Genomic DNA, 12,827 nt, shown 5'->3' on the forward strand with positions numbered 1-12,827 from the left:
GCCGTCCTGTGCGGTGACAACACAGGTGACGGGGCTGGAGGTTGAAACGCCGCCCCGTCCAACTCACCCATCGGCACAGCCCGGAAGGTCTACGGAGCCATGGCGCTCGCGCAGCCCGAACCGAGTGGGCTGCTGCCCCAGCGGTCCGCACCGCTGCGCGGCGCACTCGCCACCACCGCCTGCATGGAGACCCTCCAGGTGGGCTACTTGCACGCGGTCGCGGCCGCGGCGGGGTGCTCCCTGTCGCAGCCCTTCCCCGACAACGGCATCGACTGGCACGTCAGCCATGGAGCCCCCGGTCACGTCGTCGACGACGAGGTGACCATCAAGGTCCAGCTGAAGTGCACCTACCAGATACCGGCCCGACCGTCCGGCCCGACGTTCGCCTTCACACTCGACAACGCCCACCTCGTGAAGCTCGCCCGGACCCCCGTGTCCGTGCACAAGATCCTCGTCGTGATGCTCGTGCCCCGAAGCCAGGACGACTGGCTGCGGGCCGGACACGACCGCCTCGACCTGCGGCACTGCTGTTACTGGACCAACCTGGCCGGTCACGCCGTGACCGGCCGGCACCGGACCACCGTGCGGATCCCGACCTCGCGCATCTTCGACGACCGAGCGCTCTGCGAGATCATGACCCGTGTCGGGGCGGGAGGGAGACCCTGATGCACAGGCCGATGGACGAGTCCTTCAACGAAGTGTTCCCGTCAGCCGTCCGCCCCCACCCCACCGAGCCGCCCGGACCCTGGCCCACCGGCTCGATGACGGCCGGGGGCCTTCCCGACCCGGCCCGTGTCGACCCCGCGGTCCTCGGCGTCCTGCTCGCCCGGCACGGCTGGCGGCGGCGCGGCGGTGCGGCCGGCCGCTACAGCCGCTGGACCCCGCCCGGCCCGCCCGGCGGCTCCACCAGCCTGCTCGTGCCGGACACCGCCGCGTTCCCCGACAGCGAGGACCTGCTGGGGGAGGCCCTGACCGCTCTCGCCCGCAGCGCCGCGCCCTCCGCCCGCGAGGTCCTGGTCTCCCTCGCCGTCCCCAGTGACGAGATCCGCTGGTGGCGCGACGTGCCCGAACCGGCCGCCGGGGCGGCCAGCTGGACCGGGTCGGAACAGTTGCACGGCGCGGCCCGTCAGATCCTGCTGGCCGGCGCACTCGCCGTCCGGGGCCGGGCCGGCTACCACGGTGCCCGCCACCGCCGGCGCGCCCTCGCGACGCTCGGCTCCGTCCTCATAGGCCCCGCACCCGGCGGCCGCGACCTCACGGCATTCGTCCCCGTCGCGGCGGGCCGCCCCCTCGCCGCGCGGCTCTACCAAGCCCTGCACGCCGCACGGGAGGCCGTCGACTACCAACGCGCCACCGGCGGCATGGAGGCCTTCGACTCCGCTGTCGAGGCGGGCGTCAGCCGCGAACTGACCGAGGCGGTCATCGCGCTCGTCCGGGGCTCGGAAGGGGCCGGGATCGCGCTGGAATGGGCGCCCGCCGCGGGAGCCCCGGACGGCTGCCCGGTCCGCCCGGAACCGGTCGAGTTCTCCCCGGGCGACCTGCCGGCCCTGCGCCTGGCGGGCGCCCGCTACCTGCGGGACGAGCCGGCGGTGACGGTACGGATCACCGGAGCCGTCGTCCGCCTGCGCCGCTCCGGGCCGCGCGGAGCCGGAATCGTACGGCTGCGAGTCCTGGCGGGCGCCGAGGTGCCGCACGTACGGCTGGAGCTCGACGAGGAGGCGTACCGGATCGCGGGCCAGGCCCACCTCGTGGGGCTGCCCGTACGGGTGGAGGGCAGACTGGAGAGCCGGGGCGGCTTCCGGCGTCTGACCAGGGCCTCGCAGGTGGTTCCGGTGCAGGTCGACGAGGAGGAGCGGGACCGGCTGATGAAGTCGCTCCAGGAGAACGTCGACTATTTCGAGGAGGCGTGCACGGGGGAGTAGCGGGGGCGGAGGCCGCCGGGAACCGGCCCTTTCGCAATGGGGGGCCTCGGCTCGGTACGATTCCCTCTGCACACGTGAGAGGAATGCGGGTGCGCCCCCTCAGTCAGGAGAGACCGGTGTCAGACGTCCGTGTGACCATCCAACGCGATTCCGAGCGGGAAGAGCGCGTGGTGACGACGGGCACTACGGCAGCCGAGCTCTTCCCCGGCGAGCGCACCGTCGTCGCCGCCCGCATCGCCGGTGAGCTGAAGGACCTCGCGTACGTGCTCGCCGACGGCGAGACCGTCGAGCCGGTCCTGATCTCCTCCGAGGACGGCCTCAACATCCTGCGCCACTCCACCGCGCACGTGATGGCGCAGGCCGTGCAGGAGCTCCACCCCGAGGCCAAGCTGGGCATCGGCCCGCCGGTCAAGGACGGCTTCTACTACGACTTCGACGTCGAGACGCCGTTCACGCCCGAGGACCTCAAGGCCATCGAGAAGAAGATGCAGGAGATCCAGAAGCGGGGCCAGAAGTTCTCCCGCCGGGTCGTGACGGACGAGGCGGCCCGCGAGGAGCTCGCCGACGAGCCGTACAAGCTGGAGCTCATCGGCATCAAGGGCTCCGCCTCCACGGACGACGGCGCGGACGTCGAGGTGGGCGGCGGCGAGCTGACCATCTACGACAACCTCGACCCGAAGACCGGCGAGCTGTGCTGGAAGGACCTCTGCCGCGGCCCCCACCTGCCGACCACCCGGTTCATCCCGGCGTTCAAGCTGATGCGGAACGCGGCCGCCTACTGGCGCGGCAGCGAGAAGAACCCGATGCTCCAGCGCATCTACGGGACCGCGTGGCCGACCAAGGACGAGCTCAAGGCACACCTGGAGTTCCTGGAGGAGGCCGCCAAGCGCGACCACCGCAAGCTCGGCAACGAGCTGGACCTCTTCTCCTTCCCGGACGAGATCGGCCCCGGTCTCGCGGTCTTCCACCCCAAGGGCGGCGTCATCCGCCGTGCCATGGAGGACTACTCGCGGCGCCGCCACGAGGAGGAGGGCTACGAGTTCGTCTACTCGCCGCACGCCACCAAGGGCAAGCTCTTCGAGAAGTCCGGCCACCTGGACTGGTACGCCGACGGCATGTACCCGCCCATGCAGCTCGACGACGGGGTGGACTATTACCTCAAGCCGATGAACTGCCCGATGCACAACCTGATCTTCGACGCGCGTGGCCGTTCGTATCGTGAACTGCCCTTGAGGCTCTTCGAGTTCGGCACGGTGTACCGGTACGAGAAGTCGGGCGTCGTGCACGGCCTCACTCGTTCGCGCGGCTTCACGCAGGACGACGCGCACATCTACTGCACCAAGGAGCAGATGGCGGAGGAGCTGGACCGGACGCTCACCTTCGTCCTGAACCTGCTCCGCGACTACGGGCTGACGGACTTCTACCTGGAGCTGTCCACCAAGGACCCGGAGAAGTTCGTCGGCTCGGACGAGGCCTGGGAAGAAGCCACGGAGACCCTGCAGAAGGTCGCCGAGAAGCAGGGCCTGCCCCTGGTCCCGGACCCGGGCGGCGCCGCGTTCTACGGTCCGAAGATCTCGGTGCAGGCGCGGGACGCCATCGGCAGGACCTGGCAGATGTCGACCGTGCAGCTCGACTTCAACCTGCCGGAGCGCTTCGACCTGGAGTACACCGGCCCCGACGGCACCAAGCAGCGCCCGGTCATGATCCACCGCGCCCTGTTCGGCTCCATCGAGCGCTTCTTCGCGGTGCTCCTGGAGCACTACGCGGGTGCGTTCCCGGTGTGGCTGGCGCCCGTTCAGGCGGTCGGCATCCCGATCGGCGACGCGCACATCCCGTACCTCCAGGAGTTCGCTGCCGAGGCGCGGAAGAAGGGTCTGCGTATCGACGTGGACGCTTCCTCGGACCGGATGCAGAAGAAGATCAGGAATCACCAGAAGGCCAAGGTGCCGTTCATGATCATCGCTGGCGACGAGGACATGGCCAACGGAGCCGTCTCCTTCCGCTACCGCGACGGTTCGCAGGAGAACGGCATCCCGGTCGAGGACGCCATCGCCAAGATCGCCAAGGCCGTGGAGGACCGCGTCCAGGTCTGATCCGTGCCCGGAAGGAGCCCCCGGTGAGCTACCCGCTCGCCGGGGGTTCCTTCTCGTCCTCCCGCCGGAACACCTGGATCAGCCACGACGAGAACGAACCCGTCACCGCCCCCAGCAGCGCCAGCCCGCAGGCCATCAGGAACGCCGCGACCACCCGGCCCCACGGCGTCACCGGCACGGCATCCCCGTACCCCACCGTCGTGAGCGTCGCGCACGCCCACCAGACCGCGTCGCCGAAGGTCCGGATCGAGGCGCCCGGTGCGTCGTGCTCCTGGTGGTAGACCGCGAGGGCGGCCGAGAGGCCGAGCAGCAGGGCCGTCAGGCCGGCGTAGGACATCACCCGTGCGTACAGGCTCAGCCGCGGCTCGTCGTGGCGCTTCTGGACCGCCGTGTAGACCTTGACCAGGCGCAGCGGGCGCAGTAGCGGCAGCAGGAGTACGAGCGTGTCGAGCCAGCGGACGCGTACGAAGCGGTGGCCCAGGCCGCTGAGCCGGATCCGTACGGCGTAGTCGACGACGAAGAGCAGCCAGGTGGCGGCGACCAGGGCGAGGGCGAGGTCGTGCCAGGGTTCGGCGTCGTCCGGGGCGAGGACGCGGGCCGCGTAGCCGAGCAGGAAGAGCAGCGAGGCGGCGAAGAGCGGTACTTCGGTGCGCTGTTCCCAGAGGGTCAGGGCGGGCGAGGGCCGGGCCGGGGTGCGGTCGGTCATCCGGCCAGCATCGCGTCGAGGGGACGGGATCGGCCCCGGCGACACGCTTTGCCTGGGGTACGCAATATGCTGATCGGCATGACGAGTGAGCCGGAGCAGCAGATCGGAGTGGGAACGCCCGATGCGTTCCAGCGCCTGTGGACGCCCCACCGGATGGCGTACATCCAGGGCGAGAACAAGCCGACCGGCCCGGAGGCCGGCGACGGCTGTCCGTTCTGTGAGATTCCCTCGAAGTCGGATGAGGACGGGCTCGTCGTCGCGCGCGGCGAGAAGGTCTACGCCGTGCTGAATCTGTATCCGTACAACGGCGGGCACCTGATGGTGGTGCCGTACCGGCATGTCGCGGACTACACCGAGCTGGACGGTCCGGAGACGCTGGAGCTCGCCGCTTTCACCAAGCGTGCGATGGCGGCGCTGCGGGCGGCTTCGGGTGCGCACGGTTTCAACATCGGGATGAACCAGGGTGCCGTGGCCGGTGCGGGTATCGCTGCGCATCTGCACCAGCATCTGGTGCCCCGCTGGGGTGGTGACACCAATTTCATGCCGGTGGTGGGTCACACCAAGGTGCTGCCGCAGCTGTTGGCCGACACGCGCACGATGCTGGCCGATGCCTGGCCGAGCACCATCTGATCGCGCTTTTTCCTCCGCCGTGCAGGGCGCCCCGGTTCTCCGGGGCGCCCTTTGCCTTAGGCGTCGTAGATGTCGGCCTTGCGCGGCGTGGGGTCCTGGACGAGCCCGCTCAGTATCGACGAGCGGTTGCCGAAGCGTTCCGTGTCGACGCCGTTCTCCTCCAGGACCTTCATGGCGGCGCTGTGCACGACGCGCAGGACGGGTGTGGCGGCGCGCATCGCGTCGTCGGCCATGAAGCGGTGGCGCCACGGCTTCTCGGCCCAGGCGTGCCGCAGTCCGAAGGGCTCGGGCAGCGCGATCTTGCCGCCGAGGTAGTCGAGGAGCGGCGGGTACCAGGTGAAGGGGGCGCGCAGGGCGAGGCGGACGACTTCCTTCGACTCGACCAGCGCCAGCGTGATGTCGCGGGTCTCCCAGAACTTGACGGTCTTGTTGACTGTCTTCTTCTTGGCCGCGGGCTTGCTGGTGAACAGGGAGTGGACCGGGCCGAGTGCGTGTCCGGTGACTTCGATGCGCAGGGTCTCGAAGAGCACGGTGACGGTGATCATCATGGTGATGACCAGCTGGCCGTCCCAGAGGGTGAACTGGACGCCCAGGTAGTGGCGGTCGCCGCCGCCGAACTGCTGGTGGTTGCAGATCCGCTGTATCTCGTGGGGTTTGACCTGGAAGGTGGCGACGTCCTCGCCCTCGGGTCGGGACACCGCGTCGGCGTTCTCTCCGACGGGCGACACGATCCAGTGGGTGACCGAGGGGGTGGGGAACCCGCCGGTGTTCAGCGGGCCGCGCTCCAGCATCTTGAGCTGGTCGTGGATGACGCGTATCAGGTCCCAGCTGCGGAACTGGTGGAACTCCTTGCCGGGGTCCTTCGCGACGAGGTCCTCGGCGAGCTGCCAGCTGCCCCAGCGGGTGCCCATGCCGAGGATGCCCTTGGGGCCGGCGTAGAAGACGGAGTTGGACTGCTGTTCGGCGGAGAGCTTCTCCAGGCCCTGGCGGAGTGCCTCGCGGGCCGTCTCGTTGGGGTTCTTCGGGACCGCTTCGGGGATCTTGGCGACGACGCCGCCGCCGGAGAGCAGGCCCTCCCAGCGGGCGCGCATGTCCTGGGCGGAGGTCTCGGCGATCCGTTTGGCGATCAGCCAGCCGATGACGGGGGCAACGATCATCGCTCGCAGGTACAGCCCCAGGAGCCCGGTGAGGGGCATCTTGATCAGGAGGAACAGGGCGGCGATGCCGATGACGGGCAGCAGGGCGTTGCCGATGGCGGCGAGGCCCTTGTCCTTGGTGTTGGCGAGGCCGTCGCGCAGGCGGAACGCGATGACCCACAGCAGCATTCCGGGCAGGAAGGCGAAGCCGAACAGGGCTGTCACGGCGGTGAGTTTGGTGTCGCGGGCCTTCCGGAGCCGGGTCGCGGACAGGCAGTGCTCGACGACCGTCTGGGGGTCGCTGCCGAAGGACTGGATGAGCGCTTTCCGTGCGCCGCCCAGCGTGCGTTCCTGGACGGCGCGGGAGAAGGCCTCGCCGAGGTCGGGTTTGAAGTAGTCGGATTTGAAGAGCTTGGAACGCCCTTCCTTCACTTCGGACTTGTGCCATTCGCTGTTGGCTTTGAGGATTTCCTCCACCGGGCTGTCGCGGTACGCGGCAGAGGCGAGGGCGTTGGTCGCCACCGCCGCACCTGCCGCACCCTGGAGCGGAATCTGTGCTCCGGGAGAGAAATCGAATCCGTTGCTGGCCACTGTCGCCCCCACTCGCCGCCGAGGAACCGCTCCTGCGGCTGTTTCCCAACTGCCGGGCCCGGCACACTTTCTGAGCTGGGAGCACAGCGTATCGTCCGAATCGGTACGCCGTCCGGCCCTGTGGACAACGTCGAGCGGACGAGGCCGTTATGTGACTTTCATTCCGTTCTCCTGCTGTTCGTGGAGGCGGTCGGCGAGCTGCGGGGGCATGGCTTCGTGGCGGGCGTAGGCGCGGTCGAACCGGCCGGTTCCGTGGGACAGGGAGCGCAGGTCGACCGCGTAGCGGCCGATCTCCAGTTCCGGTACCTCGGCCCGTACGAGGGTGCGTCCGGCGCTGGACTGCACGGTGCCGGTCACCCGGCCGCGGCGGCCGGAGAGGTCGCTCATGACCGGGCCGACGTAGTCGTCGGGGATCAGTACGCGGACCTCGGCGACGGGTTCCAGGAGCTGGATGCGGGCGTCGACTGCGGCTTCACGCAGGGCCAGGGCGCCCGCGGTCTGGAACGCGGCGTCGGAGGAGTCCACGGAGTGGGACTTGCCGTCCCGCAGGGTCACGCGCACGTCGACCAGCGGATGCCCGGTGGCGACGCCGCGGGCGGCCTGGGCGCGGATGCCCTTCTCGACGGACGGGACGAACTGGCGGGGCACCGATCCGCCGACGACCTTGTCGACGAATTCGATGCCCGAGCCCGGTGGCAGCGGCTCGACGTCGATCTCGCAGATGGCGTACTGGCCGTGGCCGCCGGACTGTTTGACGTGGCGGCCCCGTCCGGTGGACGGCCCGGCGAACGTCTCGCGCAGCGCGACGCGGTGGGGGACGGCGTCGACCTGCACGCCGTAACGGGTGCGCAGCCGGTCCAGTGCCACGTCCAGATGGGCTTCGCCGAGGCACCACAGAACCACCTGGTGGGTGTCGTGGTTCTGTTCCAGGCGCATGGTCGGGTCCTCGGCGACGAGGCGGGCCAGGCCCTGGGAGAGCTTGTCCTCGTCGGCCTTGCTGTGTGCCTCGATGGCGAGCGGCAGCAAGGGGTCGGGCATGGTCCACGGTTCCATCAGCAGGGGGTGGTCCGGGGCGGACAGGGTGTCGCCGGTCTCGGCGGCGTCCAGCCGGGCGACGCAGGCGAGATCGCCGGCGATACAGGCGGTGAGGGGCCGCTGCTGTTTGCCGAACGGGGACGAGAGGGCTCCGACGCGGATCTCGGCCTCGTGGAAGGGTCGGGCCTCGTGGCCGGGGTCGTCGAGCCCATGGCCGGATATGTGCACCGTGTCGTCGGCGCGCAGGGTGCCGGAGAAGACGCGGACGAGTGAGAGCCGGCCGACGTAGGGGTCGGAGGCCGTCTTGACGACTTCGGCGGCCAGGGGGCCCTGAGGGTCGCAGTCCAGGGCGGGGAGCGAGGCGCCGTGCAGGGTGGTGACGGCGGGCAGGGGGCGTTCGAGCGGGGTGGGGAAGCCGCCGGTGATCAGGTCGAGGAGTTCGACGGTGCCGATGCCCTGACGGGCGCCGTCGGTGGCGGGGGCGGCGGTGAGGACGGGGTGGAAGGTGCCACGTGCGACGGCGCGTTCGAGGTCGTCGACGAGTGTCCTGATGTCGATGGCCGCGCCGCCGAGGTAGCGGTCCATCAGGGTCTCGTCCTCGCTCTCGGCGATGATTCCTTCGATCAGCCGGTTGCGAGCGTCGGCCAGGGGCGTCTGCTCGGACTCCGCGGGCGGGTGTTCCTTCCGTTCGCCGCCGGAGTAGTCGAAGATCCGCTGGGTGAGCAGTCCCGTGAGTCCGGTGAGCGGGGCGTGTCCGTCCGCGGCCTCGGGGCCGTGCACCGGCAGGTAGAGCGGGAGTACGGCGTCGGGGTCGTCGCCGCCGAAGATCTCGCCGCAGATCCGGGTCATCGAGTCGAACGAGGTGCGGGCGGTGTCCAGGTGGGTGACGACGATGGCGCGCGGCATGCCGACCGCCGCACACTCCTCCCAGACGGCGCGGGTGGTGCCGGCGACGGCGTCGGCCTCCTGGGCGGCCGAGACGACGAAGAGGGCCGCGTCCGCCGCGCGCAGACCGGCCCTGAGTTCTCCGACGAAGTCGGCGTAGCCGGGGCTGTCCAGCAGGTTGATCTTGACTCCGTCCCACTCGACGGGGACGAGGGAGAGCGATACGGAGCGCTGCCTACGCTGTTCGATCCCGTCGTGGTCGGAGACGGTGGTGCCGTCCTCGACCCGGCCCGCCCGGTTGACCGCGCCCGCGGTCTGTGCCATGGCCTCGACGAGGGTGGTCTTGCCGGATCCGCTGTGGCCGACCAGCACCACGTTCCGGATGGCGGAGGGGTGGTCGGCCGTCGCTGCTCTTGTGGCGGCTCCGGTGTGCGTGTGTGCCTTGTCGCCCATGACGCGTGCCTCCCGGGTGGTGGCGCCGGCGGGGGCCCGCCGGCGCGGGGATGGGGAGCGGTCGCACGGGCACGGGGGAGCCGCCGCGGCGGCTACGGCGACGCCCGCGGTAGTTCCGAGCTTTCCACTCCGTCCGGGTCGCGTCCATACGTCGTACGCCGTCGCACGACACCCCCAGGGTGCCCGGACGGTGGAGTGCGGCGGGCGTGACTACGATGGGCCAGGAGGGTGCTGAAGGGCCTGGCCGGGCTCGTGGCGCCCGGCACGCACGTCTGTGGCGTTGCCGAATCGTCCCCATGGCGGAGCCGCGGGGACGCTCCGGCGCCCTGCAGCCGCACGCACCGGACGCTGCTCCCTGATCCGGCCAGGACCTTCAGCACCCTCCAGCCGGTGGCCGATGGGGCCATGCGGCCCACCGAACCCTCGGGAAGGCCATGCTGAACAAGTACGCGCGTGCATTCTTTACGCGTGTCCTCACGCCGTTCGCCGCACTGTTGCTCCGTCTGGGCGTGAGTCCTGACGCGGTCACTCTGATCGGCACGGCCGGAGTGATGGCAGGTGCGCTGGTCTTCTTCCCGATGGGGGAGTTCTTCTGGGGCACGATCGTCATCACGATCTTCGTCTTCTCCGACCTCGTCGACGGCAACATGGCGCGACAGGCGGGCATCTCCAGCCGCTGGGGCGCGTTCCTGGACTCGACGCTCGACCGGGTCGCCGACGGGGCGATCTTCGCCGGATTCGCACTCTGGTACGCGGGCAGCGGCGACGACAACGTCCTGTGCGCGGTCGCGATCTTCTGTCTCGCGAGCGGCCAGGTGGTCTCGTACACCAAGGCGCGCGGTGAGTCGATCGGTCTGCCGGTGGCGGTCAACGGGCTGGTGGAGCGCGCCGAACGTCTGGTGATCTCGCTGGTGGCTGCCGGTCTGGCGGGGCTCCACAAGTTCGGTGTGCCGGGGATCGACATCCTGCTGCCGATCGCCCTGTGGATCGTCGCCGTGGGCAGCCTGGTGACGCTGGTGCAGCGGGTCGTGACCGTGCGCCGTGAATCCGCGGAAGCCGATGCGGCCGCCGCGGTGTCGGCCGCGGCGGACCGGGGGAGCGAGGCGGCGCAGTGAGCGGCGCGTCAGGGGAAGCGAAGCCCGGTCCGAAGGAACGGCTGAGCGACGGGCTGTACGGCCTCGGCTGGGCCGCGGTCAAGAGGCTTCCCGAGCCTGCCGCGCAGGCGATGTTCCGCACCATCGCGGACCAGGTGTGGAAGCGGCGCGGCAAGAGCGTGCTGCGGCTGGAGTCGAATCTGGCGCGGGTCGTGCCGGACGCGAGTCCGGCCCGGCTCGCGGCGCTGTCCAAGGCCGGGATGCGCTCGTACATGCGCTACTGGATGGAGTCGTTCCGGCTGCCCACGTGGACCCCGGAGCGGATCAAGGCGTCCATCGACGTGACGGACGCGCACCGGCTGACCGAAGGACTCGACGCGGGGCGCGGGGTCGTCCTCGCGCTGCCGCACCTGGGGAACTGGGACCTGGCGGGGGCGTGGGTCACCACGGACCTGAAGGTCCCGTTCACCACGGTCGCCGAGCGGCTCAAGCCCGAGTCGCTGTACGACCGGTTCGTGGCGTACCGCGAGGGCCTGGGCATGGAGGTTCTCGCGCACAACGGCGGGACCGCGTTCGGGACGCTGGCACGCCGGCTGCGCGAGGGCGGCCTGGTCTGCCTGGTCGCCGACCGCGACCTGTCGGCCGCGGGTGTCGAGGTGACGTTCTTCGGCGACACCGCCCGGATGCCCGCCGGGCCGGCTCTCCTGGCCCAGCAGACCGGTGCGCTGCTGCTGCCGGTCACGCTCTCCTACGACGACACGCCGGTGATGAAGGCGCGGATCCATCCGCCCGTGGACGTGCCCGGCTCAGGTGACCGTGCCGAGAAGACGTCTGTCATGACACAGGCCCTGGCCGACGCGTTCGCCCTGGGCATCGCCGAGCACCCGGAGGACTGGCACATGCTGCAACGGCTCTGGCTCGCCGACCTCGAACCCCGCGGAGACTAGGGCCTTCCCGCTCGGGTCATGCCGGGCTCGCGGGGTCCGGCACGCACCTCTGCGGCGTTGTCGTCGGTCGCCGACGCTCCGCAGTGACTCCCTCCTCCGCCTTGCAGCCGCACGCACCGGACCCCACTCCCTGATCCGGCCTGACCCGAACGAAGGGCCCCAGCAGTGAAGATCGGCATCGTCTGCCCGTACTCCTGGGACGTCCCGGGTGGCGTGCAGTTCCATATCCGTGATCTGGCCGAGCACCTGATCCGGCTCGGACACCAGGTCTCCGTGCTGGCCCCGGCCGACGACGAGACGCCGTTGCCGCCCTATGTGGTGTCCGCGGGACGGGCCGTGCCCGTCCCGTACAACGGCTCCGTCGCCCGGCTGAACTTCGGCTTCCTGTCCGCGGCGCGCGTGCGGCGGTGGCTGCACGACGGCACGTTCGACGTGATCCACATCCATGAGCCGACCTCGCCGTCGCTGGGGCTCCTGACGTGCTGGGCGGCCCAGGGGCCGATCGTCGCCACGTTCCACACGTCCAATCCGCGCTCCCGGGCGATGATCGCCGCGTACCCGATCCTCCAGCCGGCGCTGGAGAAGATCAGCGCGCGCATCGCGGTGAGCGAGTACGCGCGCCGGACCCTGGTCGAGCACCTGGGCGGCGACGCCGTGGTCATCCCGAACGGGGTGGACGTCGGGTTCTTCGCCGCGGCCGAACCCCGCCCCGAGTGGCAGGGCGGCACGATCGGCTTCATCGGGCGCATCGACGAGCCCCGCAAGGGCCTGCCCGTCCTGATGCGGGCCCTGCCCGCGATCCTGGCCGCACGTCCCGGCACGCGGCTGCTGGTGGCGGGCCGGGGAGACGAGGAGGAGGCCGTCGCCTCGCTGCCGAAGGAGATGCGTGCGCGCGTCGAGTTCCTCGGCATGGTGAGTGACGAGGACAAGGCGCGGCTGCTGCGCAGCGTCGATGTGTACGTCGCGCCCAACACCGGAGGCGAGAGCTTCGGCATCATCCTCGTCGAGGCCATGTCGGCGGGTGCTCCGGTTCTGGCCAGCGACCTGGACGCGTTCGCGCAGGTCCTGGATCTGGGTGCGGCGGGGGAGCTGTTCGCCAACGAGGACGCCGACGCCCTGGCGACCGCGGCGGTCCGGCTGCTTGGCGACCCGGAGCGGCGCGCGGAGCTGCGTGAGCGCGGGAGCACGCATGTGCGGCGCTTCGACTGGTCGACGGTGGGGGCGGACATCCTCGCGGTGTACGAGACGGTGGCGGACGGCGCCGCGTCGGTGGCGGCGGACGAACGCACGGGTCTGCGGGCCCGGTTCGGGCTGGCCCGGGACTGAGACGTTCCC

Annotated in this window: 10 protein-coding genes; 7 read left to right on the forward strand and 3 right to left on the reverse strand. The window is 70.5% G+C overall.

Annotated elements, in window-relative coordinates:
- Positions 1-99: 99 nt before the first annotated feature.
- The 3 genes from ACIOEW_RS33995 (at position 100) to thrS (ending at position 4,015) form a co-directional block, all read left to right on the forward strand.
- On the forward strand, positions 100-666 hold the full coding sequence (locus ACIOEW_RS33995) for a DUF4365 domain-containing protein (protein ID WP_401968716.1): 567 nt from the start codon (positions 100-102) through the stop codon (positions 664-666).
- Complete coding sequence (locus tag ACIOEW_RS34000; protein WP_401968719.1) at positions 666-1,922, forward strand: hypothetical protein; 1,257 nt, start codon at positions 666-668, stop codon at positions 1,920-1,922. The genes ACIOEW_RS33995 and ACIOEW_RS34000 overlap by 1 nt, the downstream gene beginning before the upstream one ends.
- A gap of 116 nt (positions 1,923-2,038) precedes the next feature.
- Positions 2,039-4,015, forward strand: coding sequence for a threonine--tRNA ligase (thrS, locus tag ACIOEW_RS34005; protein WP_362549566.1), 1,977 nt, complete (start codon positions 2,039-2,041; stop codon positions 4,013-4,015).
- A 28-nt stretch (positions 4,016-4,043) separates the two neighbouring features.
- Here the strand turns inward: thrS and ACIOEW_RS34010 are convergent, their stop codons facing one another.
- Positions 4,044-4,721: a potassium channel family protein gene (locus tag ACIOEW_RS34010; protein WP_362549563.1), complete on the reverse strand. Its 678-nt coding sequence runs from the start codon at positions 4,719-4,721 to the stop codon at positions 4,044-4,046.
- 66 nt (positions 4,722-4,787) lie between these two features.
- Between ACIOEW_RS34010 and ACIOEW_RS34015 the strand changes: the two genes are divergently transcribed.
- Positions 4,788-5,351, forward strand: coding sequence for an HIT domain-containing protein (locus ACIOEW_RS34015; protein WP_362549560.1), 564 nt, complete (start codon positions 4,788-4,790; stop codon positions 5,349-5,351).
- A gap of 56 nt (positions 5,352-5,407) precedes the next feature.
- On the opposite strand, the gene ACIOEW_RS34020 is transcribed toward ACIOEW_RS34015, so the two are convergent.
- Positions 5,408-7,078, reverse strand: coding sequence for a hypothetical protein (locus tag ACIOEW_RS34020; protein ID WP_401968722.1), 1,671 nt, complete (start codon positions 7,076-7,078; stop codon positions 5,408-5,410).
- 147 nt (positions 7,079-7,225) lie between these two features.
- Positions 7,226-9,451 carry an elongation factor G-like protein EF-G2 gene (locus ACIOEW_RS34025; protein ID WP_401968725.1) on the reverse strand — a complete coding sequence of 742 codons (2,226 nt, stop codon included), beginning with the start codon at positions 9,449-9,451 and terminating at the stop codon, positions 7,226-7,228.
- Positions 9,452-9,885: 434 nt separating this feature from the next.
- Here ACIOEW_RS34025 and pgsA point away from each other — a divergent pair, with 434 nt between their 5' ends.
- The 3 genes from pgsA (at position 9,886) to ACIOEW_RS34040 (ending at position 12,818) form a co-directional block, all read left to right on the forward strand.
- Positions 9,886-10,566: a phosphatidylinositol phosphate synthase gene (gene pgsA, locus ACIOEW_RS34030; RefSeq protein WP_362549551.1), complete on the forward strand. Its 681-nt coding sequence runs from the start codon at positions 9,886-9,888 to the stop codon at positions 10,564-10,566.
- Positions 10,563-11,492 (forward strand): phosphatidylinositol mannoside acyltransferase, encoded by a 930-nt coding sequence (locus tag ACIOEW_RS34035; protein ID WP_401968729.1) that lies wholly within the window; start codon positions 10,563-10,565, stop codon positions 11,490-11,492. The genes pgsA and ACIOEW_RS34035 overlap by 4 nt, the downstream gene beginning before the upstream one ends.
- Before the next feature lie 165 nt (positions 11,493-11,657).
- A complete protein-coding gene (locus tag ACIOEW_RS34040; RefSeq protein ID WP_362557549.1) occupies positions 11,658-12,818 on the forward strand; it encodes a glycosyltransferase family 4 protein in 1,161 nt (386 codons plus the stop codon).
- Positions 12,819-12,827: the final 9 nt, after the last annotated feature.

This window comes from Streptomyces sp. NPDC087901 (genome assembly GCF_044742205.1).
In the GTDB taxonomy this organism is placed as follows: domain Bacteria; phylum Actinomycetota; class Actinomycetes; order Streptomycetales; family Streptomycetaceae; genus Streptomyces.